Genomic DNA, 21985 nt, shown 5'->3' on the forward strand with positions numbered 1-21985 from the left:
GTAGCAAAACTACATGCATTCCACAATACAAGCTCACCCGAGAGGCGACCAACGAGCGTCGGAAACGCTTTCACGATTGCCCACCCCGGCCTTCTTCCTGGGGAAACGGGCGCTCGCATGCACTGTAGTGAAGCTACAGGCGCACCAGCCCGGATGCCGCTGACGGCGCCTGCTGAATAATCGGCCGGTTCTCCTCCCCCGGTCCCCTGCTCCATGCCCCGTTTCGACAGCCCCCGCCTGCTTGCCGACATCGGCGGCACCTATGCCCGCTTCGCGCTGGAAACCGGCCCCGGCGAGTTCACGCAGACCCGCTCGCTGCGCTGCGCCGACCATGCCGACTTCCACGCCGCCGTGAGCGCCTATCTGCAGTCCCTGAGCTGGGGCGACGCCGGCCCGCAGCAGATTGCCCATGCGGCGGTGGCCATCGCCAACCCGGTCGAGGGCGACCGGGTGCGCATGACCAACTACCACTGGCAGTTCTCCATCGACGAGATGCGCCAGCGCCTGGGGCTGGACACGCTGGTGGTCGTCAACGACTTCACCGCGCTGGCCATGGCCCTGCCTCGCCTGGCCGACGCCGACGTGCGCCAGGTGGGCGGCGGCCAGGCACGCCGGCCCAGCGTCATCGGGCTGCTGGGCGCGGGCACGGGCCTGGGCGTGTCGGGGCTGATCCCGGCGGGCGAGGGCTGGATCGCGCTGGGCACCGAGGGCGGCCACGTCAACTTCGGGCCGCGCGATGCGCGCGAGATGGACATCCTGCAGTTCGCCTGGCGCACGCTGGACCCCGCCTCGGGTCATGTGTCCTACGAGCGCCTGATCTCCGGCCCCGGCCTGGAGCTGATCTACCGCGCGCTGGCGGATCGGAATGGCGCAACGGTCGAGCCACTGCTGGCCCCCGCCATCACGCAGCGCGCGCTGGAAGAGAACGACCCGCTGTGCCTGGAGACGCTGGAGGTCTTCTGCGAGCTGCTCGGCACCTGCGCCGCCAACCTGGCCGTGACGCTGGGCTCGCTGGGCGGCATCTACATCGGCGGCGGCATCGTGCCGCGCCTGGGCGGGTGGTTCGACCGCAGCCCCTTCCGCGCGCGCTTCGAGGACAAGGGGCGGTTCCGCGAGTACGTGTCGGCCATCCCGACCTTCGTCATCACGGCCGAGCACGCCACGTTCAAGGGCGCGTCTGCCATCCTGGACGGCCAACTGCGCAACCTGCAGGCCTCGCCCGGCTCGGCCATCCTGGGCCAGATCCGCCGCGCGCGCAGCGAGCTGTCGCCGGCCGAGCTTCGCGTGGCCGACCTCGTACTGGCCCAGCCGCGCTCGGTGCTGAACGACCCCATCGCCGAGATCGCGCGCGCGGCCGGCGTCAGCCAGCCCACCGTGATCCGCTTCTGCCGCTCGCTCGGCTGCGAGGGCCTGTCGGACTTCAAGCTGCGCCTGGCCTCCGGCCTGACCGGCACCGTGCCCGTCACGCACACCCAGGTCAACACCAACGACTCCATGCTGGAGCTGGGCGCCAAGGTGCTGGGCAACACCGCCAGCGCCATCCTGCAGGTGCGCAGCCACCTGAACCGCGACACCATAGACCGCGCCACGGAGATGCTGCTGGCGGCGCACCGCATCGAGTTCTTCGCGCTGGGCCACTACGGCGTCGTCGCGCAGGACGCGCAGTTCAAGTTCCTGCGCTTCGGCATGCCTTGCGGCGCCTACACCGACCCGCGCCTGCAGCTGCTGGCGGCCGACGTGCTGCGCGAGGGCGACGTGGCCGTCGTCATCAGCAGCGGCGGCCGCCTGCCGGAGCTGCTGGCCGTCGTCGAGAAGGCCCAGGAGCGCGGCGCCAAGGTCGTCGCCATCACTGCCAGCCAGAGCCCGCTGGCGAAGAAGGCCGACGTGGCGCTGATCGTGGACCACGTCGAGGACATCGCGACCCACCTGCCCATGGTCAGCCGCATCCTGCACCTGCTGGTCATCGACATCCTGGCCGTGGGCGTGGCGATGCGCCGCAACCCGGACAGCATCGCGGCACTGTCCGGCGGCGAGGACGAGGTCGCCAAGCCGGCGCGCACGACGGCACCGGGCGTCAGTACCGCGTCACCGCTGTCGCGGTTGACGTCGCACAGCCGCTGATGCGTCAAGCCCTCAGGCCCGCAACCCCATGGCGGGTCGCCGTGCGGTGAAGCGCACCCGGCAGGCACCGCGCGGATGCAGTTCCAGCACCGTCAGCTCATTGCGGCCGGCCTTCAGCAGCGGCGCGGGCACGTAGAGCGCGGTCTGCGGGCCGCGTTCCCAGAAGCGGCCGAGGTTGAAGCCGTTGAGCCAGACCACGCCCTTGGCGCCTTCGGGCAACGACAGGAAGCAGTCTCCGGGCTGCGCCACGTCGAAGCGCCCTCGGAAGAAGGTCGGCCCGGCCGCCTCTGGATGCGGCGCGAAGTCCAGCCGCGACAAGTCGTCCAGCGGCAACGGCCAGCTCTGCCAGCCGTGCAGCACGGTGTGCGTGCCCAGCCGCACGAGGCCGAGGAGGCCCTTGCGGTCCAGCAGCTTGGGGCCGTAGTTCACGCGGCCGAGGTTCTCGACCAGGATGTCCAGCGTCACCGGCCCCGGCGGCAAGGTCAGCGGCAGCGATAGCGGCCGGTTGCGCTCCAGCGTGCCCACCTCCACGCCGTTGACGAACACCTGCGCGCGGTCGTGCAGTTGGTCCAGGTGCAGCGTGGTCGGGCCGGGCGGATGCTTGAGCTGGGTGCGATACAGCACGAAGCCGTAGTCCTGGCCAAGGCTTTCCATCGAGCGCGGCACGGGCGTTTGTCTTGGTGAAGACAGCAGCGCCAACGCGGCCAGCAGCGGCTGCGACTCGTCCAGCAGCAGCGGACCGCTCTCGAAGCGCGGCGCCGGCGGCGGCAAGTGCAGCGGCGGGAGGTCGACGTACTTGCCGATGACGTCGCGGAAGGCGTGGAACTTCGCCGTCGGCTGGCCGTCCTCGGACAGCGGCGCGTCGTAGTCGTAGCTGCCCACGGTGGGCTGGTAGGCACCGGTCTCCAGGTCCGTGTTGGCGCCGTTCATGAAGCCGAAGCTGGTGCCGCCGTGGAACATGAAGACATTCACCGACGCGCCGGCCGCCAGGACTTCGTCCAGTGCCTGCGCGGCATCGGCCGCGCTGCGCAGGTGCTGCGGCTCGCCCCAGTGGTCGAACCAGCCGCACCAGAACTCCATGCACATCAGCGGGCCGGTGGGCTGGTACTCACGCAGCTTGGCGAACTCAGCCTTAGCGCGCGAGCCGAAGTTGGCGGTCTTCAGCACGTTGGGGACCGTGCCGTGCGTCAGCATGAAGTCGGTCGCGCCGTCGGAGGTGAACAGCAGCGTGCTGACGCCACGTTCGAGCAGCGCCTGCTCCAGCCAGCGCAGATAGGCCTGGTCGCTGCCGTAGCTGCCGTATTCGTTCTCCACCTGCATGGCGATGATGGGCCCGCCCTGCCCCACCTGCAGCGGCAGCAGGGGCGGCAACAGCGCGTCGAGGAAGCGCTCCACCGCGTCGAGGTAAGGCTGGTAGACGCAACGCAGCGCCATCTCGGGGTCGGCCAGCAGCCAGGCCGGCAGGCCGCCGAACTCCCATTCGGCGCAGATGTAAGGCCCGGGCCGCACGATGACGTGCAGGCCCAGCGAGCCGGCCAGCCGCACGAAGGCTGGCAGGTCCAGGCCACCCGAGAAGTCGAACTCGCCGGGCCGCGGCTCGTGCAAGTTCCAGGCGACGTAGGTCTCGACGCAGTTCAAGCCCATGGCCTTGAGCTTGAGCAGGCGGTCCTCCCACTGCTCAGGCAGCACGCGGAAATAGTGCAGCGCGCCGGACAGCAGCCTGTGCGGGCGAGCGTCGAGGTGGAAGTCGTTGTCGACGACGGTGAAGGTGCTCATCGGAGAAGGGGTCATGGCGTGACGATCAGCAGCACTGGCTTGTTGGCGCCGGCATTGCGCGAGGCGTACTGCACCCAGCCTGTGCTGCCGGCGTTGGCGGCGGCATCGACGAGGAAGGACACCAGCTTGTCGCCGCCCAGCGCGGTGACGACTTGCGCCGTCACGTCGATGTCCACATGGCTGCCCGGCACGACCGTCCAGCTGCCCAGCGGTGTCGATGCGGCCGGCTTGTTGTTCCACGTGAGGCCGGCTTCCGTCCACGCATCGCCGGCGGACAGGAAGGCCTGGTTGACGATGCCGGCCGCACCTGTCGCGGTCGCGTACAGACGCAGCGTGGCGCTGGACACCGCGCCGGTGATGCCGTTCAGGTCGAACTTGACGAAGGTCTGGCGGTCATAGCCGGTGGCTTCCTTCTTCACGTCCAGCACGGTGGCCGCGCCGTAGTTGGTGTCGGCGTAGCTGCCGCTACGCACATGCGCGTCGGCAGCCGCCTCGCACGGCGTCAGCGTGCCGAGCTGCAGTCTGGCCGTGTACGTCTTGCCGGCCGACGCATTGACATTGACGCGGAGCTTGATGGTGGGCGCCAGCCGCAGCACGGTCACGCCGGCATCCGCCGCGATCAGCCGCGTGGCGGCGCGGTGGACCTCGATGACGATGCTGCCGGTGTTCAGCTGCGTCGGGTCGGCGATGCCGATGTGCAGCTCGCGGGCTGCGTTCTCCAGCATCGTGACCGAGGCCTTTTTGTCGCTGCTGATGACGGGCGAGCCGGCGTCGCTGACGGTCTTGGCCGCGTCGTTCCAGAAGTTGACGCCGACGAGCTTGAGGCTCGCATCCTTGGCCGCATGGGCTTCGGCCGAGTTCTCCAGGATGGTGATGGTCGGCGCGGCCGCGTAGCTGGCCAACTGCACGGCGCTGACGTTGGGCAGCACGACATAGGCATAGCCCGACGCCGTCGGGTTGACACCATGCGGGACAGCCAGGCTCAGGTAGTGGCGTGTGATGGTGTCGGTGCTGCCGCCGTTGTCGATCTGGGACTGGCTGCCGGTGCGGGCCTCGCGCTTGCCGTCCAGCGTGGCGGTGAAGGGGAAGTGGTAGCCGATGTCCGCGCCCGCCACGCTGCCGGCCAGGTGGGCCCAGCTGACGCCGCTGATGCGCTCGGCCCAGCCCGTCGCCGTGGACCTGGCGCTGCCGTTGACGGCCAGGGCGTTGCTGCCGCCTGCGTTGAGCTTGCGGTTCTCGACGATGGTCTCAACGTTGCGGCCATCGGTCGTCGCGATGCCCGAGCCCAGCGCGACGATGCGGTCACCGAAGACGAACCACGATTTTTTGCCCTGCAGCGTGGAGCCGGTGCCGCCGGAGGTTGCGAACTGCATGCCGCTGGACAGGTGCTGGTCGCCCACCGTGCTGCCGCCCACCCAGCTGTTGGGGTTGGGGTAGCTCTTGAAGCTGACCAGCGTGCCGGCCGAACCGTCCGTCGTGGTGCCGGGGAGGCGGAAGGAGTCGACGGTGGGCCAGAAGCCATCGGAGAACTGGGTCTGGTCGGCGTTATAGAGCGTGGTCATGCCCAGCCCGGTGAACCAGCCCTTCTTGTTGTTGCCGTTGCCGTATTCGAAGGTGGCGATGCGGCTGGACGACAGGCTCAAGCCCCAGGCATAACCGGGCGCCAGCTTCAGGCCGCGGTCCATGCTGGCGTAGAAGCGCGCGCTGTCGAGCGCGGCTGTCGGCGTGATGGCACTGTTGGCCATCACCGCCTTGATGCGGACGATGTCGGGCAGGCGCAGCTCGGCGTAGTAGTTCGCGAAGCTGGTGTCGCGCTGCACCTGGCCCTTGACGATGCCTTGCAGCAGCGTGGCCTGCGCGGCCGGCGCGCCCTGGGCCAGCATGGCCAGCGTCGCGACGATGGCGCGGCCGCTGAGGTGGTCGCTGGTGGCCGGGAAGCTGATGCTGCGCCCGCGCAGCATGTCCATCATGGCGCCCTGGTAGAGGAAGGGCTGGAAGGAATCGCTGACCCAGCGATAGACGTTGCCGGCATTGGCGTCCGTGATGGGCCAGCTGGAGCCGTTCAGCAGATAGAACAGCTTGGCGACGCCCGACAGCAGCACCGCGCCATAGCTGCCGGCATAGGGCACGTTGTAGTGCTGGATGAAGGAGCCGTCGACATAGAAGCCGTCGCTGCTGGTCACATAGGGGTAGACCTGGTTCATCGCGTCGCGGCCCTGCACCATCTTGGCTGCGGACTTGCCCAGCACGCCGCGCACGACGACGACGAGGGCCTTGTCCAGCCGGTTCGCGCCCGTGGCCACGGCGTTGTAGAAGGTAAAGACCGTGGGGTCGCCGCAGAAGCGGTCCACCGCGCGGATATAGCTGGCGCGCTGCGTGGCGGTGAGCTGCGCATGCATCAGGGCCATCGCGTCCAGCAGCGCCTGCGGCGTGCCGATCTCCCAGTCCCACCAGTTGCCATAGGGTGTCTTGTTCTCGTGGTAGCGCTGGGCGTAGAGCCAGTCCAGCCCGCTGACGACGTCGGCGGCCAGCGCGGCGTTGCCCTGCAGCGCCGAGCCGGCGGTGGCGTAGGCCAGCGCCATCGTCCGCAGGCGCTGGTAGGCGTAGCTGATGTGCGCGGACGTGGTGGTGGAGGCCGTGTCATCCCACAGCGTCGTGCGGCCGGGCTCCTTGCGCATGCCGTCCCAGTGCAGCTGCGCGTTGCTCGTGATGAAGCCGACCTGGGCGGCGATGTCCGCGTCAGCGGTGTTGACGCTGCCGCCGGTGAGGTGCGTCACCCACTTGCCGCGCAGGTCGTCGTACTCATCGGCGCGCACCAGGCCCGCGGCGCACAGCATGAAGAAGAAGCAGGCGAGCAGCCGCATTGCGTGCGACAGCCCTTGCAGTCGTGAAGTCATGGCGATGGCTCCTGTCGTTGACATGGATGGACCGAAGGCGATGAGAAGCAAACAGCCCCCGCGACGGGGGCCTGGCCAGCTCAATACTTGTAGCGAAGGCCGACGTAGACCTGGCGGCCGCTGTTGTAGAGCGCCGTGGTCTGCTCGGGCAGCGACGCATTCGTCGGCACCTTGTTGAAGTAGCGCAGCGTCGGGCTGTTCAGGTTCAGGCCTTCGACGCTGAGCGTCAGCGCGTCCGTCAGCTTGACGCCGAACGACGCGTTCACCGTGCCGCTGGCCGCCGCATAGCTCTGCTGCGCGCCGTACAGACCGATGCGGATCTCGCTGCGGTGGGCGTAGGCGATGCGGGCGTTGAAGCGCTCGTCCTCGTAGTAGGCGCCGAGGTTGTAGGTGTGGCGGGCGGCGCCCATGATGGGGTTGCCGTTGGCTTCCTTGGCGTCGGCGAACGTGTAGTTCGCGTTGGCGCCAAAGCCGCCCCACAGCGGTTGCTCCCAGCCCAGCTCGATGCCCTTGGACTTGCCCGTCACCGAGATCGGCTGGCTGACGGTCGTGTCCATGAAGGCAGGCTTCAACACGCCGGTGACCGGGTCCTTGGCCGCCGTGTTGAACAGGTATTGCACCGAGCTGCCGGCGCCGATCAGCGAGTCGAAGTCGATGACGAAGACCTGGGCCGACAGCAGAGAACGCGGCTGGAAGTACCACTCAACGCCGAGGTTGTAGTTCTTGGCGACCACCGGGTCCAGCTTCGGATTGCCGCCCGACGCGGTGGACACCGGCGTGGACGCGGGGTTGTACTGGAAGTTGCCGATGGCCGTACCCAAGGCGCTGTACTCGGGGCGTGACATCGTCTTGGCCACGGCCGCGCGCACAGTCAGGTTCTTGCTGACGTCGAACACCAGGCTGGCGCTGGGCAGCAGCTCGCTGCCCTTGCTGTCGGTGGTCATCGTGAAGAAGTTGCCGAAGCGCGAGCCGGTCGTCAGCGTGGCGCCGGTGGGCACAAAGGCCGCGCACTCGCTGGCCTGCAGCGCGCTGCCATAGGTGATGAGCGTGCCGTCCGCCGCGCGGCTGCCCGCGGCGCCGCAGGACAGGCCGGTGTTGGTCGTCACGCTGGTGTTCGTCTTCACGTAGCGCAGGCCGACATTGCCGCGCCACGCGTCACCGCTGAGCTTGGCCATCAGGTAGAGCGCCTGGCTCTTCTCGCCGACGCGGAAGGGGCCGGAGGCCGGGCGGTTGAAGACCGGGTCGTTGCTGAGGTTGGCCTCGCTCCATTGCGCGATGGTGGACGGCGACAGCGACGGCACGTAGCCCGCCAGGCCGCCGGCACCATCGCCGAGGCTGGCGCCGAAGTCCGACGGCAACGTCTTGCCGTCCCAGGCGATCTGCGGCAGGCCGCCGTCGACCTGGCCCGTGCCGGCGGCATTCATCGGCCAGCCGGTCTTCAGCGGCCGGTAGGCCTGGCGCAGATGGTCGGCGCCGCGCCAGCCGAACTTGAGGCTGTTCAGCGCGCCGCTGTCGAAGCTCCATTCACCGTCGAGCTGCGCGAAGTCCTCGCGGTCGACGCTGCTGGCCAGCGTGTGGTTGTGGTCGCTGCGGATGAAGTTCCAGTTGCTCGCCGACAGGCCGTTCGGCAGGCTGATGCTGGTGGCGCCCGACTCGTTGCCCAGCGCATAGGCCTGGGTCACGCCGCGGAAGCTCATGTAGTGCTCGTAGAAGTCGGCCTTGCCCTCGGCCTTGGTCGTGCCGACGAGGCCATTGACCGACAGCTGCTCGCTGGCCTTGAGCTTGAAGTCGGCCGTGTAGTAATTCGTCTTCACCGCCGCGCCGGGGTTGTAGGTGGCCTGCAGGTTGTTGCCGTTGTTGGTCGTGTTGGCGAAGGTGCCGCCGGTCAGCACGCCGTTGCTGATGACCGCGCCGGTCGGCACGACTTTGCTGTTCAGGCTGTTGGCGAAGTCGGTGTTGAAGACCTGCCGGTGGTAGCTCGCGTCCAGCTGGGACATGAAGGCCTCGGCGCCCAGCGTCAGGTCGTCGCTGGCCTTCCACTGCACGCCCAGCACGCCGCCGCGACGCTTGCGCTCCTGCTCGAACAGCTGCGTCGCCACGTTGGTGACGAAGGTGGTGCCCACCGGCACGGCCGCATTGGCCTGCGCGGCGGTGGCGATGCCGTAGCTGCGCGTCTGGCCGTCGCGGCGCACGTGGCGGCGCTCGTCGAAGAACTGGCCCATCACGCCTAAGGTGTTGCCCGCGTTCTTCCAATTCACCAGGGCGGACAGCTGCGGGTCGGTCTTGCCGGCGCGGTCGCTGTAGACGGCCTGCAGGCCAATCTCGGCCGTGAAGGGCTTCTTGAAGTCGAGCGGGCGCCTGGTGATGATGTCGATGGAGCCGGCCACGCCGCCCTCGATGTCGTCGGCCTGGGCGCTCTTGTGCACGACGACCTGGCTGACCAGCTCCGACGGCAGCAGCAGGAAGCTGACGCTGCGCGCCGAGCCGCTGGTGTTGGGGCCGGCGCCGCCGGCAATCATGTCGCCGTAGTCCCAGTCGGCCGACGCGACCGAGTGGCCGTTCAGCGTCACCAGCGACAGGCTGGGGCTGGTGCCGCGCATGCTGACGCGGTCGTTCTCGTCATAGCCGCCGTTGCCACCGGTGCCGGTGGCGGTGTTGATGCCGGGCAGGCGCTGCAGCGCGTCGGCCACGTTCTTGTCGGGCATCTTGCCGATGTCCTCGGCGCTGATGACCTCCGTCACGCCGTCGGCGTAGCGCTTGCTCGCCAGCGACTTGTCCTTGGCGGCGCGGATGCCGGTGACGAGCACGGTCTCCAGCTTGTTGTTGTCGGCGTCGGCGGGCGCGGCCGTCTGGGCCTGGGCGGCGCCCATCAGCAGCGTGAAGACGGCCAGGGCCGTGGGGCGCAGGGAGAGGCAGGAGGTCGATCGCATGGTGTGGCTCCGAATGATGAGGGTTTCGAGTGGTGCGGCGCTGGCTGTTAGCCGCCCGGGTGCCAGAAGGGAGCCCAGCCCCGCGCTCGGCGGGCCAGGGCTTCGAGAAAGAAGAAGTCGCCCCACAGGCAGGCCTCGTCGACGCCGAGGCTCTCGGGCTTGCTGTAGACGCTGTGCAGCAGCAGCGCGTTGCTGCCCGCCGTGCGCCAACCGGCGCAGTGCTGCAGCAGGCCGGCGAGCAGGCGGTCGGCCTGCTGCAGGTAGTAGGCGGCGCGGTCGGCCTGGCCTTCGGCCTGCAGCAGCTCGGCGATCTCGATGAGGCCGCTGGCCGCGATGGCGCTGGCGGAGCTGTCCCAGGGTTCGCCGGGGTCGGCGGCCAGGCTCAGGTCCCAGCAGGCGACGCCGTGTTCCGGCAGGCCGGCCAGGAAGCGCCGCGCCAGCCGCTCGGCAGTCTGCAAGAAACCGTGGCTCGGTGCCCAGCGGTGGTTGAGCGCGAAGCCGTACAGCCCCCAGGCCTGACCGCGCGCCCAGCAGGAGTCGTGCGAGGCGCCCTGGGCCGTCGTGCCGTGCAGCGGCGCGCCGGTCTCGGGGTCGAAGTGGAAGGTGTGGAAGCTCGTGTCGTCGCCGCGCACGAGGTGCTGCTGCGAGCGCAGCGCATGGCTGAGGGCCGCTTCGCGAAAGCGTCCGTCGCCGCTTTGAGTGCTCGCCCAATGCAGCAACGGCAGGTTCAGCAGGCAGTCGATGATGATGCGGCCACGTTGCGACGGCTCGTCCAGCCGGCCCCAGGCCTGGATGACGCCGGCCTTGGGCAGGTAGCGCGTCATCAGCAGCTGGGCGGCCTGCAGCGCGGTGTCGGTCGCATCCACGCCGCTGCGCCCGGCTGCAATGCACGACGGCATGAACAGGAAGCCCAGGTCGTGGTGGTCGACGACGTAGCGCTTCTCCAGCCGCTCGGCATAACCCGGCAGCTGCGCGCGTGCTGCGGCTGCGAAGTGCGGCTCTTCGCTCAGCTCGTGCGCCATCCACAGCAGGCCGGTCCAGAAACCGGCCGTCCAGCTGCCATTGGCACCGAGCGGCGCGTCGGCCCAGCAGGACGGCCGGAAGCGGTTGGCCTCGCTGGTGTCGCCAGGGAAGTGGTCGCCCAGCTGCGCCAGGCAGCGGCCCAACTGCGCGCAGGCGTCCTGGATCTCGCTGGCCATCACCACGCCGCGCCTCGCTTGTGTGAACTACTGTTATTCATAGGTTAACGTCAACATATCCGGTGCAAAAAAAACGGCCACGGGCCCGGCCGCGGCCGCAAAGGAGATCAGGGCGCGCGGTAGGCGGCAAAGCCGCCGAGTGCGCGCATCTGCCGGGCCAGCAACACATAGCAAAGTGCCGAGCCGGCGGCGAGCACGCCGCTGGCGATGAAGGTGTGGCGGTAGTGGCTGCCGGTGGCGTCCAGCCAGGCGCCCATGCCAGGGGCGACGAGCATGTAGCCCAGCGCCGCCAGCAGGTTCATCGCCGAGAAGAACTGCGCGAAGCTGGCGCGCGGGAACAGGTACTGGCCCAGCGCGGCGGTGCCCGTCAGGTAGACGCCCGACACGACGCCGTGCAGCACGAAGGCGAAGCCGAACTGCTGCGCATCCTGCACCCACAGCCCAGCGACCAGCATGCACGCCGCGTAGACGGCAATGGCGCCGAGGCCGACGCGCAGCGGGTGCCAGCGGTCCGCCAGCCAGCCCACCGGCAGCGCCAGCACCAGCGAGAAGCCATAGCTGATGGCCAGCGCCTTGCCGTAGCCGTCCAGCCCCAGGCCCACCTGCTTGGCATAGAACACACCGAAGCTGTTGACCGGGCTCCCGCTGACGAGGCCCAGCATCATGGCGACGAACAGCAGCACGTAGAACCGATGGCTGAAGCACTCGCGCAGGTAGCGCCGCGTGCCGGCGACCCAGCCGCCCTCCTCCGCCGGCACAGGCTCGGGCGGCGGGTAGCTGCCCTCCTTCACGCGCCAGCACAGCAGCGCAAAGCACAGGCCGTAGATCAGCGCGATGCCGGTGAAGATGGCGGCGAACTGCTGCTCCGCATGGCCCAGCACATGCGAGCTGAAGCCGATGCCGGCCAGCAGGCTGGTGGCGCGGAACAGGCCGTAGAAGCGACCCACCAGCGGTTGCGGCACCACATCGTTGATGAGGCCGCCGAACACCGCGTTCGCCGTGACTGAGGCCACCTCGAACACGGTCCACATCAGCGTGAACCAGGCCAGCTGGCACAGGCGCGGCGACAGGCCGGCCAGCTCGCTCAGCCAGGCGCCGGCCACCGGCGTGGCGGCCATGCCCAGCAGACCGATGACGATGGGCGGCGTGGGCAGCAGCAGGTAGGGGATGCGCCGCCCGAGCCGGCCACGGTGGCGGTCCGACCGCACCGCGATGACCGGCCCCAGCAGCATGCCAAGCGCCGCCGGCAGCGAGCCGACGACCAGCGCGATGAAGAAGTCGCTGGCCTGCAGCTGCTTCAGCAACACCTGCGCCACCGGCACGACCGCCCGCTCCTTCAGGCTCCAGGCAAAGTCGCCGAGCAGCAGCCAGGCGAACAGCACGGCCAGGCCGCCCACGCCATAGACGAGGCTGCCCTGCTGCCACTGGCGCGGCGCGTCGGGGAGATCCGCAGGTGTGGTCACCGCCGGCGTCATCCGCGCTTCTTCCCGCCCGCGCGCCTGGCCACCGGCGGCGCGGCCGTCGAGTCGCGCGTCACCAGATGGCTCTGCAGCTCGATGCGCATGCCGCGCTGCGTGCCGTTCTCGATGTGCTGCAGCAGCAGCCGAACGGCGCTCTCGCCGAGTTGGTCGTAGTCCTGCCGCACCGTCGTCAGCGCCGGGTGGCTGTGGGCGGCGGCGGGGATGTCGTCGAAGCCGGCAATCGACAGCTGGCCCGGCACCTCCACGCCGGCCGCCCGCGCCGCGTCCAGCACGCCCAGCGCCATCAGGTCGCTGGCGCAGAAGATCGCGGTCGGCGGCTCGGCCAGGCCGAGCAAGACCTGGCCCTGCTCGAAGCCCGAGCGCTGCCCGAAGTCGCCCTGCGCGATCAGCGCCGGGTCGGCCTGCAGGCCGGCCGCGGCCAGCGCGGCGAGGTAGCCGCGTTCACGCTCCGGGCTCTGGCCCGAGTGCGACGTGCCGCGCATGAAGCCGATGCGGCGATGCCCCAGCCCCAGCAGGTGCTGGGTCACCGCGTAGGCGCCCTCGTAGTTGTCGGCGCGCACGACCGGCAGCGGCGTCGGCGCGCGCCAGTAGTTCACCAGCACCACCGGCAGCTTGGCGCGCTGGAACTGCTCCAGCTGTTCGGCCTGCTTGCCCGGCAGGATGAGCAGCAGCCCGTCGCACAGGCTGGACATCAGCGGCACGATCTCGGGCCGGGCGCTGTCGCCATCGGGCGTGGCGATGTCGTAGAGCAGCAGGTCCAGCCCGGCCTGCTTCACGACCCGACTGATGGCATTGATGATGGCCGCGATGACGGGTGACTGGAAGTCCGTCACCAGCAGGCCCAGCACGCGCGTGCGGCCGCCCTTCATCGCCTTGGCGCCCACGTTGGCCACATAGCCCATCGACTGCGCGATCTGGTGGATCTTGGCCCGCGTGGCCTCGGCCACATAGCCCTTGCCGCTGAGTGCGCGCGAGACCGTCATCACCGACACACCCGCCGCTGCAGCGATGTCGGTGACCGTCACGCGGCCCGTGCCGCTGCCGGTGGCTTCATCGTCGGGTGGCTTGAGCATGCCTGTTATACCTGTCATTTTATGTGTTAACGTTAGCTCATTGTGAACGACCAACGGCGCCGTGACAAGCCGTCCGGCACCCGGGTTTACGACAGGATCGACGCCGTGATGAGAGTTCTGCTGCTGTTGCTGTGCTGGCCCTGCCTGGCCTGGGCTGCCCCTGCCGAGGACGCCATGCTGGCCCGTGCCAGCGCGCTGCTGCTCGCGGCGCCGGCGCAGCTGGCCGACGCCGACGTGGCCGCCGAGATCCGCCGCCAGCAGGCTTTGGCCCGTGAGCTGTGGCAGACGCTCGACACGCGCGCCGTCCGCCGCGAGCTGTGGGCGGACCTAGCCGCCAAGCCGCGCAGCGAGGCCAACTCGCTGAGCTTCAAGCGCCTGCGCACGCTGGCCCTGGCGCACGCGCAACCGGGCTCCGCGCTGCACGGCCACGCCGAGCTGGCCGAAGCGCTGCGCCGCAGCCTCGACTGGCTCGTCGAACACCACTACCGTCCCGACACGCCCTACAGCGGCAACTGGTGGGACTGGGAGATCGGCTCACCACAGTCGCTGCTGGACTGCCTGCTGCTGTTGCATGACGAACTGGGTGCCGAGCGCCGAGCGCGCTACCTCGCGTCCATCACCCGCTGGGTGCCCGATGCCACGCGGCGCCTCAACGGCTCGACGGCCGAGGAGACCGGCGCCAACCGCGTCGACAAGGCCTTGATCGTCGTGCTGAGCGGCGCGCTCGAAGGCGACGCGAGGAAGGTCGCCGCCGGCCGTGCGGCGCTGGACGCCGTCTTCCCCTACGTCACCCACGGCGACGGCTTCCACAGCGACGGCTCCTTCATCCAGCACGACTTCGTGCCCTACACCGGCAGCTACGGCACCGTGCTGCTCGCCGCGCTGGCCCGCCTTACCGTCGTGCTGGGCGATGGCGCGCTGACCGACGCACAACGCGCGACCCTCGCTGCATGGGCCGACGACGCCTTCCTGCCGGTGCTCGTGCGCGGCGCCGTGCTCGACAGCGTGCGCGGCCGCGCCATCTCCCGCCCCGCCGAGGAGGGGCGCGCCGGCCGCACGCTACTGCGCGACCTGCTGCGCTTGAGTGCGCAGATGCCACCTGGGCTGCGCGCCCGGCTCAAGTTCCATCTGCTCCACGACAAGCGCCAGCCGGACTACTACCGGGGTCTGGACGCCCCCTCTATCGCCGAGCTGAAAGCCCTCGCGGCCGACGCCACGACAGCGCAGCAGCCAGCGCCCGACACCAAGGTCTTTGCCGCCATGGACCGTGCCGTCCACCACCGGCCCGGTTTCGCGTGGGCGCTGTCGCTGTTCTCGCCTCGCATCGCCGCCTTCGAGTACGGCAACGGCGAGAACCCGCGTGGCTGGCTGACCGGCGCCGGCATGACGACGCTGCTGCTGCCCGGCGACGACGCGCAGTTCGCCGACGGCTACTGGGCCACCGTCGACATGGCCCGCCTGCCCGGCGTGACGACGAGCGGCCACCTGCCAGCCGAACCGCCGCGCGACTTCTCCATGGTCCCCAACCCCGAGCCCTGGGTCGGCGGCGCCGCGCTGCCCGGCGGCAGCGGCGTGGCGGGCATGGCCTTCAACCTGCGCAACCTGGGCCAGGGTGAGCTGAGCGGCCGCAAGTCCTGGTTCATGTTCGGCGACCGCATGCTGGCGCTGGGCTCGGACATTCGCGGCGAGGGCGCGGTGGAAACCATCGTCGATCAGCGCAAGCTGCCTCAGCCCGACGCTGTGCTGCATGTCGATGGCCAGGCGCCGACCACCCACCGCGCCAGCCGGCCCGCGCGCACCGCCCAGCTCGCCGGCGTCGGCTACCACTTCCCCACGCTGCTGCAGCCGCAGTTGCTGAACATCAGCCGCGAATGGCGCGAAGGCAGCTGGCGCGCCATCAACCCCGCGGGCTCGCCCGCCCCGCTGCGCCGCGCCTACGCCAGCCTCGCGCTGCAGCATGGCCACCGGCCGGACGGCGCGAGCTATGCCTACACGACGTTGCCCGGCATCAGCGCCGACGCACTGGCCCGTTATGCCGACGCGCCGCCGCTGCGCATCCTCGCGCTGGACGCGCAAGCCCACGCGGCGGCCGATGCCGACACCGGCATGGCCGCAGCCACCTTCTGGGGCGACGAGCAACACACCGTGGTTCGCGATGGCCAGCCCTGGATGGTCGCGAGCGGCGCTTGCGCCGTGGTGCTACACAACAGGTCCGACGGCAGCTTGCAACTGGCCGTCTCCGCGCCGACCCAGCCGGAGCGCGGCTCACTGATGCTGGAGCTGCATACCGCCGTGTCGCCGCATGTCGCCCACGATCCGGCCATCCACGTGCTGTCGACTTCGCCCACGCTGCGCCTGCGCATCGCCCTCGAAGGGCTGCGCGGCCGCTCGGTCCAGCTGCTCGCGCGCAAGCCCTGACCCCACATGACTTTCGCCAAGCCCGCGTTCGCGAGGGACGATCGCCACGTTAAGCGGACACTTAGGTGGCGACTGCTACGCTAACGGCTACATCCGTAGGCGGGGCGCAGACCCCGGCACCCTGGGAGGGACATGAAAGCATTCCTGAAGCGTTGGCGCGTGCGCCTGATTGTCATCGCCGTGATCGCGGCCGGTGTCGCCTGGTGGGCCACTCGCAAGCCGCCGCCGCCGCCGCCGCCACCCACCGGCGTCGTCGCGCTGGCCGACATCACGCAGGCCGTGCAGGCCGCCGGCGTGCTGCAGGCCAAGACCAAGGTCGACGTGGGCGCCCAGGTCAGCGGCCAGATCCAGACGCTGCATGTGCAGCTCGGCCAGCAGGTCAAGAAGGGCGAGCTGCTCGTCAGCCTGGACCCGGAGCTGGCGCGCAGCGACGTCGCCCAGGCCGAGGCCGCGCTGGCCCAGGCGCGCGCGCAGCTGGACAGCAGCAAGGTCGACGCCGAGGCCTCGCGCCGCGAGGTCGCGCGCCAGCGTCGCATGCTCGCCGGCCAGGCCACCGCGGCCATCGAGGCAGAGCGGGCCGAGACCGACCTCGCCAAGATCGAGGCCGCTCTGCGCGGCCAGGCCGCCACCGTCGCGCGCTTCGAGGCCGACCTCGACAACCGCAAGCTGCGCCAGTCGTACACGCGCATCACGGCGCCGATGGACGGCACCGTCGTCAACCTGCCGGTGCAGGCCGGCCAGACCGTCATCGCCATCCAGGTCACGCCGGTCATGCTGACGCTGGCGGACCTGGACACCATCACCGTGCGGGCCAAGGTGCCCGAGGCCGACATCCAGTCCATCAAGATCGGCCAGACGGCGCGCTTCTCGACGCTGTCCGGCGAGGGCAAGCGCTACGAGGGCAAGCTGCGCGTCATCCAGCCGGTGCCCGAGCGCGCCGGCAACGCGGTGTTCTACAACGTGCTGTTCGACGTCGACAACCGCGACCGCGCGCTGTTCAGCGACATGACGGTGCAGGTGGACATCGAGACGGGGGCGGTGAAGCAGGTGCCGGCGATGCCCATCGTGGCGCTGGGCGAGCGCGGCAAGGACGGGCGCTTCACTGTGACGGTGCTGGATGCGGCCAACAAGCAGGTGCCGAGGCAGGTGAAGGTGGGGTTGCAGGACGGCGCTCGGGTGCAGGTGCTGGAGGGCGTGAAGGCCGGCGAGAAGGTGCTGCTGGCACCGCCGAGTGCGGTGGACGCGGCGGCGTCAGCGGCGAGCAGGTGATGGGTATCGCTTCTCGGTGCTTCGGCTTTGTGGTCAGGCCCAGCCGGGATTTCGTCCCGGCGGCCGACCTACTTTTTGCGCCGCCAAAAAGTAGGCAAAAAGCTCTCCCCTGCAAAACCGGCCCTGCGGGCTCCCCTGCGATGCTCGAAGCCCAGGGCCGCGCCGAACTCACTTCGCTACGCTCCGTTCAAACAAGCGTCGCGAGTCAGTTCTTGAAGCGTGCTGCGCACGCGCCCTGGGCTTCTGCGCTTCTCTGCGGTTTTGAAGGGGAGGCCCCAAACAGCCGAACAGCCAACAGCCAAGCCCAACAGCCAGGCCGTGGATGTGTTCATCTTCCCCCCTCTGAGCCCGCCGAGAAGCGCAGGGCCTTGAGCCCGCGAGCGAAGCTCGCCTCAACTTCTGACTCGCGCCGCTTGTCTGAGCAGAGCGTAGCGGCGCGAGTTCGGCGCGCGGGCTCAAGGACCGAGCATCGCAGGGCAGCCCGCTGCGAAGCTAAGGGCCGGGCGGTTCGGGGGCGGTTTCTTTGGTTACTTTCTTGGGCGCCCAAGAAAGTGACTCGCCCGCCGGGGCGAAATCCCGGCATGGGCCTGGGCACCAAGCCAACCTCCGTTCAACACACGGAGGCCTCCCCATGCCTCTGATCGAACTCAAGAACGTCGCCCGTCACTACCAACTCGGCGAAATCGACGTCCCCGCCCTCGACGGTGTGAGCCTGGCCATCGAGGCCGGCGAGTTCGTCGCCATCATGGGCCAGTCCGGCTCGGGCAAGAGCACGCTGATGAACGTGCTCGGCTGCCTGGACAACCCCACCAGCGGCCGCTTCCTGATCGGCGGCACCGACGCCGGCACGCTGGGCCCCGACGAGCTGGCCGCGCTGCGCCGCGAGCGCTTCGGCTTCATCTTCCAGCGCTACCACCTGCTGCCCCACCTGGACGCCCGCGCCAACGCGGCGCTGCCGGCGGTCTATGCCGGCGTGGGTGTCAATGCACGCGGCGAACGCGCCCGCGCGCTGCTGGAGCGCCTGGGCCTGGGCGAACGCCTGCATCACCGACCTAACGAGCTGTCCGGTGGCCAGCAGCAGCGCGTGTCCATCGCGCGGGCACTGATGAACGGCGGCCAGATCATCCTGGCGGATGAGCCCACCGGCGCACTGGACTCGGCCTCGGGCGCCGAGATGCTGCGGCTGCTCAAGGAGCTGAACGAGCGCGGCCACACCATCATCCTGGTCACGCATGATGCCGCCGTGGCCGCGCATGCACGCCGCGTCATTGAGCTGAAGGACGGCAAGGTCGTCGCCGACAACGGCACGCCCGCCGGCCATGTGCCACCCGCCGAGCTGCCCAGCGACGCACCGCCGGTGAAGCAGAGCGCCTGGCCGGGTCGCTGGCTCGTGCAATGGCGCGAGGCGGTCGCCACGGCGCTGCTGGCGCTGAAGAGCAACCGGCTGCGCACGGCGCTGTCCATGCTGGGCATCAGCATCGGCATCGCCTCGGTGGTCAGCATCGTCGCGCTGACGACGGCGGCGCGTGACTCCATCGAGAGCAATGTCGCAAGCATGATGTCCGGCCGCATCCCCGTCTGGGCCGGCAACCCGTCCCTGCCGCCGGGCGTGCAGCCCAAACCCTTCCGGCCCAACGAGATCGACTCGCTGCGCGCGCTGGACGGCGTGCGCGGCATCACGCCCAACCGGCAGATGCAGCTGACGGCTCACCACCGCTCGCGCGACGCGACCGTGCAGGCCGTGGCCGCCGACGCCAACACGCTGAAGGGCCGCAAGCTCAAGCTCGTGCAGGGGCGCTACTTCGGCGCGATGGACTTCGAGGCCCACAGCCAGGTGCTGGTGCTGGACGAGAAGGCGCGCGACGCGCTGTTCAAGAAGGGGCAGTCGCCCATCGGCCAGGTCGTGTTGCTGCAGCTGGGCGGCGGCGCACCGGTCGGCCAGTGGGTGCCGCCCACGGCCGCCCTGCCCTTCACGGTCATCGGTGTCGCCGCCGCGGACGGCGGCGCGATCAGCTTCAGCGGCGGCCAGAGCCAGCTCTACCTGCCCAACACCACGTTCGGGCGCAAGCTGGAGTCCCGCGCCGAGGTCTGGAGCTTCGACGTGAACCTGGACAACAGTGTGCCGCCGCAGCAGGTGCGCGAGCACGTCATCCACCGCCTGAAGGCCTTGCATGGCCGCGAGGACTTCAGCAGCTTCAACGCCGAAGAGGAGTTCCGCAAGTTCCAGCAGATCACCAGTGCGATGGCCGCCGTGTTCGCCGGCGTGGGCGCCATCTCGCTGCTGGTGGGCGGCGTGGGCGTCATGAACATCATGCTGGTGTCGGTGTCCGAGCGCACCCGCGAGATCGGCATTCGCATGGCCGTGGGCGCGCGCCAGGGCGACGTGAGGCTGCAGTTCCTCATCGAAGCGGTCGTCCTCTGTTGCCTGGGCGGGCTGGTGGGCGTTTTCCTGAGCTGGCTCGCGGCACAGGGGCTGAACGCGGCGCAGAAGGAAGTCGTGGTGGTCGTCAGCTGGGCAGCGCTGGGCGTGGCCTTTGGCGTGTCGAGCCTGGTGGGCCTGGTGTTCGGCACGCTGCCCGCACGGCGCGCGGCAGCACTGAGCCCCGTGGATGCATTGGCTCGGGAGTGAGCAACATGAAAACAAGACTGACCTCGATGGCCGCCGCCTGGTTGCTGGTCGGCTGCGCGCATGGCCCCGTGGACAAGGCGCCGGAAGTCGCCCTGCCCACCGCCTGGAGCCAGGCCGGCGGCGACGCCACGCCCGACTGGGCCGGCCTGCTGGACCCCACGCTGGCCGCGCTGCAGGCCCGCGCGCTGGACGCCAACCGCGACATCGCACTGGCGGCACAGCGCTGGAAGCGCGCGCAGCTGCTGGCCGACCACGGCGCGCTGCGCTGGACGCCCAGCGCCGGTCTGTCCACCAACGCCAGCCGGCCGCTGGAGACCCAGAGCACGACCCGCAATGTCGACGTCGGCGGCGTGACCATTCCGGTGACGTCATCTACCGGCGTGTCACGCAGTTATGGCGCCAACATCGGCGTGGGCTACGAGCTGGACCTGTGGGACCGCCTGGGCCAGACGCAGGCCGCCCAGCGCGCCAACGCCGAGGCCGCGCAGACCGACATCGCCGCCGCCCGCCTGTCGATCCGCAACCAGGTGGCCGAGGCCTACTGGACGCTGGCCTCGCTGCGTGCCCGCCAGCCGCTGGCCGAGACCCAGCTCGCGATCACCCGCGAGACGCTGGAGCTGACGCGCGCACGCGTTCGCGAGGGCAAGCTGCTGCCCATCGAGCTGGACAAGATCGCCGCCACCGTGCAGGCCGCCGAGAACCGCCTGGCCGACCTGGCCGCCGACACGCTGCTGCAGCGCCAGCGCCTGGCCCTGCTGCTGGACGAGCCGCTGCCGGGACCGTCGCCCGACGCGGCCTTGCCCGTCAACGAGCCGCCGCAATGGCGCCTGGCTCCACCCGCCGACGTGCTGGCCCGCCGCCCCGACGTGCAGAGCGCCCGCCTCGGCGTGGACGCCGCGCTGGCCCGGCTGCGCGCCAGCGAGGCCGAGCGCTACCCGCGCCTGAGCTTCTCCGGCAGCATCGGCACGGGCGGCTCGCATGCCAGCGACTGGCTGTCGCAGCCGCTGGCCTCGCTGGGCGCCAACCTCGTCGTGCCCATGATCGACTGGAAGCGCCTGGCCCTGTCACGCGACGGCGCCCGCACCGACCTCGACACCGCCGCGCTGACGCTGCGCGACACGCTGAACAAGGCCTTGGCCGACATCGAGACCCAGCGCATCGAGGCCGAGCGCCTGGCCCAGCAGCTGAGCGCCAACAACAGCCGTCTGCGCGAGGCCGTCGAGAACGAGCGGCTGGCCACGCTGCGCTATGAAGCCGGCGCGATTGCCCGCGCCGACTGGCTGCAGGCCCGCAGCGCGCGGCTGGATGCGGAGCAGAACCGCATCCAGCTGCGTGCCCAGCAGTGGGTACGGCAGGCGGCCTTGTTCAAGGCACTGGGTGGTGCGTGAGCAGCAAGCTCAACGTCCTGTTCATCTGCAGCCGCAACCAGTGGCGCAGCCCCACCGCTGAGCAGACCTTCCGCCGCCACCCGGCACTGGCCGTGCGCTCGGCCGGCACCAGCGCAAGCGCGCGCAAGCAGGTCAGCCACCTCGACCTGGCCTGGGCCGACGTCGTCATCGTCATGGAGAGCAAGCACAAGTCTCGCCTGCTGGCCGAGCACGCGCGCACGCTTGCCCACAAGCCACTGCACGTGCTGGACATCCCCGACGACTACCGCTTCATGGACCCGGAGTTGGTAGAGCTGCTGGAAGCGGCCGTGCCGCCGCTGCTCGGCATCGAGTGATCAGCGGCAGACGTCGGTGCCGAAGTCGAACACGATCTCCCAACCACCGACCGGCTTGCGCCGCCACACCGACTGGAAGCGCTGGAACAGCTTGCCATCCGGGTCCAGCACCGGGCCGCTGGTGCGGGCCAGGTCGCCGCTGGGCAGCACCAGCACCAGGTCGGGCGCCCAGCTGAACGGCGGCTTGGCCGCGCTCAGATAGCCCGCCCATGCCTGCATGACGGCTTCGGGGCCGTGCAGCGGGTCCCTGCCCACCCAGATGGTGTCGGGCGCCAGGAAGCGCCGGAACGCCGCTGCATCCCGGGCCGCGAACGCGGCGGCGAAGGCGGTCTCGGCGGCCCGCGCTTCGGCCACGCGGCGCGCAATTTCGTCGGCGGCGGGCCAGCCCGGCTGGGCGGTGGCCGTACCCGCTGCGGCGGGCAGGGTGGCGGCGGCGAGCAGGGCGTTGCGGCGAGTGGTCATGGGCTGT

General features: G+C 70.0%; 13 protein-coding genes. 6 read left to right on the top strand and 7 right to left on the bottom strand.

Features of this window, described 5'->3' with window-relative positions; all coding sequences use genetic code 11:
* Nucleotides 1-213: 213 nt before the first annotated feature.
* Nucleotides 214-2121 (top strand): glucokinase, encoded by a 1908-nt coding sequence (locus ACG00Y_RS00445; protein WP_394475290.1) that lies wholly within the window; start codon nt 214-216, stop codon nt 2119-2121.
* Nucleotides 2122-2133: 12 nt separating this feature from the next.
* Here the strand turns inward: ACG00Y_RS00445 and ACG00Y_RS00450 are convergent, their stop codons facing one another.
* The 6 genes from ACG00Y_RS00450 to ACG00Y_RS00475 form a co-directional block, all read right to left on the bottom strand.
* Complete coding sequence (locus ACG00Y_RS00450) at nt 2134-3912, bottom strand: glycoside hydrolase family 35 protein (protein WP_394475291.1); 1779 nt, start codon at nt 3910-3912, stop codon at nt 2134-2136.
* Nucleotides 3909-6794, bottom strand: a complete 2886-nt coding sequence (locus ACG00Y_RS00455; RefSeq protein ID WP_394475292.1) for a polysaccharide lyase family 8 super-sandwich domain-containing protein — start codon at nt 6792-6794, stop codon at nt 3909-3911. The genes ACG00Y_RS00450 and ACG00Y_RS00455 overlap by 4 nt, the downstream gene beginning before the upstream one ends.
* An 80-nt stretch (nt 6795-6874) precedes the next feature.
* The gene (locus tag ACG00Y_RS00460; RefSeq protein WP_394475293.1) at nt 6875-9724 is read right to left on the bottom strand and encodes a TonB-dependent receptor; all 2850 of its coding nucleotides are present in this window, start codon (nt 9722-9724) and stop codon (nt 6875-6877) included.
* A 47-nt stretch (nt 9725-9771) separates the two neighbouring features.
* Complete coding sequence (locus tag ACG00Y_RS00465) at nt 9772-10923, bottom strand: glycoside hydrolase family 88 protein (RefSeq protein WP_394475294.1); 1152 nt, start codon at nt 10921-10923, stop codon at nt 9772-9774.
* 107 nt (nt 10924-11030) lie between these two features.
* The gene (locus tag ACG00Y_RS00470; RefSeq protein WP_394475295.1) at nt 11031-12386 is read right to left on the bottom strand and encodes an MFS transporter; all 1356 of its coding nucleotides are present in this window, start codon (nt 12384-12386) and stop codon (nt 11031-11033) included.
* An 8-nt stretch (nt 12387-12394) separates the two neighbouring features.
* Entirely contained in the window at nt 12395-13477 is a 1083-nt protein-coding gene (locus ACG00Y_RS00475) for a LacI family DNA-binding transcriptional regulator (protein ID WP_394475296.1), read from the bottom strand.
* A 108-nt stretch (nt 13478-13585) separates the two neighbouring features.
* Here ACG00Y_RS00475 and ACG00Y_RS00480 point away from each other — a divergent pair, with 108 nt between their 5' ends.
* The 5 genes from ACG00Y_RS00480 to ACG00Y_RS00500 all read left to right on the top strand — a co-directional run bounded on the left by ACG00Y_RS00480 (nt 13586) and on the right by ACG00Y_RS00500 (nt 21516).
* A complete protein-coding gene (locus tag ACG00Y_RS00480; RefSeq protein ID WP_394475297.1) occupies nt 13586-15895 on the top strand; it encodes a polysaccharide lyase 8 family protein in 2310 nt (769 codons plus the stop codon).
* A 132-nt stretch (nt 15896-16027) separates the two neighbouring features.
* The gene (locus ACG00Y_RS00485) at nt 16028-17164 is read left to right on the top strand and encodes an efflux RND transporter periplasmic adaptor subunit (protein WP_394475298.1); all 1137 of its coding nucleotides are present in this window, start codon (nt 16028-16030) and stop codon (nt 17162-17164) included.
* A gap of 631 nt (nt 17165-17795) precedes the next feature.
* A complete protein-coding gene (locus ACG00Y_RS00490; protein ID WP_394475299.1) occupies nt 17796-19793 on the top strand; it encodes an ABC transporter permease in 1998 nt (665 codons plus the stop codon).
* A 5-nt stretch (nt 19794-19798) separates the two neighbouring features.
* Nucleotides 19799-21181 carry a TolC family protein gene (locus tag ACG00Y_RS00495; RefSeq protein ID WP_394475300.1) on the top strand — a complete coding sequence of 461 codons (1383 nt, stop codon included), beginning with the start codon at nt 19799-19801 and terminating at the stop codon, nt 21179-21181.
* The gene (locus tag ACG00Y_RS00500) at nt 21178-21516 is read left to right on the top strand and encodes a low molecular weight protein tyrosine phosphatase family protein (RefSeq protein WP_394475301.1); all 339 of its coding nucleotides are present in this window, start codon (nt 21178-21180) and stop codon (nt 21514-21516) included. The genes ACG00Y_RS00495 and ACG00Y_RS00500 overlap by 4 nt, the downstream gene beginning before the upstream one ends.
* Here ACG00Y_RS00500 and ACG00Y_RS00505 read toward each other — a convergent pair whose 3' ends face one another.
* Nucleotides 21517-21978, bottom strand: coding sequence for a DUF4440 domain-containing protein (locus ACG00Y_RS00505; RefSeq protein ID WP_394475302.1), 462 nt, complete (start codon nt 21976-21978; stop codon nt 21517-21519).
* Nucleotides 21979-21985 lie beyond the last annotated feature (7 nt).

The organism is Pelomonas parva (genome assembly GCF_043555835.1).
Lineage (GTDB): Bacteria > Pseudomonadota > Gammaproteobacteria > Burkholderiales > Burkholderiaceae_C > Pelomonas > Pelomonas parva.

Coding starts and splice junctions, on each gene's coding strand:
- ACG00Y_RS00450 (WP_394475291.1), bottom strand. CDS start 3,912: ATGACCCCTTCTCCGATGAGCACCTTCACCGTCGTCGACAACGACTTC.
- ACG00Y_RS00490 (WP_394475299.1), top strand. CDS start 17,796: ATGCCTCTGATCGAACTCAAGAACGTCGCCCGTCACTACCAACTCGGC.
- ACG00Y_RS00465 (WP_394475294.1), bottom strand. CDS start 10,923: ATGGCCAGCGAGATCCAGGACGCCTGCGCGCAGTTGGGCCGCTGCCTG.
- ACG00Y_RS00445 (WP_394475290.1), top strand. CDS start 214: ATGCCCCGTTTCGACAGCCCCCGCCTGCTTGCCGACATCGGCGGCACC.
- ACG00Y_RS00460 (WP_394475293.1), bottom strand. CDS start 9,724: ATGCGATCGACCTCCTGCCTCTCCCTGCGCCCCACGGCCCTGGCCGTC.
- ACG00Y_RS00455 (WP_394475292.1), bottom strand. CDS start 6,794: ATGACTTCACGACTGCAAGGGCTGTCGCACGCAATGCGGCTGCTCGCC.
- ACG00Y_RS00480 (WP_394475297.1), top strand. CDS start 13,586: ATGAGAGTTCTGCTGCTGTTGCTGTGCTGGCCCTGCCTGGCCTGGGCT.
- ACG00Y_RS00495 (WP_394475300.1), top strand. CDS start 19,799: ATGAAAACAAGACTGACCTCGATGGCCGCCGCCTGGTTGCTGGTCGGC.
- ACG00Y_RS00505 (WP_394475302.1), bottom strand. CDS start 21,978: ATGACCACTCGCCGCAACGCCCTGCTCGCCGCCGCCACCCTGCCCGCC.
- ACG00Y_RS00475 (WP_394475296.1), bottom strand. CDS start 13,477: ATGCTCAAGCCACCCGACGATGAAGCCACCGGCAGCGGCACGGGCCGC.
- ACG00Y_RS00485 (WP_394475298.1), top strand. CDS start 16,028: ATGAAAGCATTCCTGAAGCGTTGGCGCGTGCGCCTGATTGTCATCGCC.